We start from the raw sequence: 294 nt of genomic DNA, 5'->3' as shown, positions 1-294 counted from the left end.
ATGTATTGTGTAGGGTCTAAATCGTTAGATGGGTCTGTGTCTAATTGGTTTAGTATTTCTGGCTCTTTTTCGGTTAAATCGAAACTGGCAAAGCCATCGGCATCATCGTCGCAGACTTCTAATGGGGTGGGGGCTGTTATTCGCGGGGCGGGCTTGACGATAAGTTGTAGTTCTACAAAGCTTGCACAGTCTGTTGCGATAGTTGAGCTTTCTATTCGTACATAAATGGTTTGCATGTTAACCACAATGTTATTGTAAATGCCAGTGATGGCATTAATGTTGTTTTCTGCATCG

At 42.5% G+C, this 294-nt stretch carries 1 protein-coding gene; it reads right to left on the bottom strand.

Features of this window, described 5'->3' with window-relative positions:
• A partial coding sequence (locus tag ACVC08_RS00165) for a hypothetical protein (protein WP_452600498.1) occupies positions 1–294 on the bottom strand: 294 nt, incomplete at both ends.

Source organism: Pontimicrobium sp. MEBiC06410, assembly GCF_053601615.1.
Note: the sequence above shows the minus strand (reverse complement) of the source record. Positions and strands in the feature narration are given on the sequence as shown.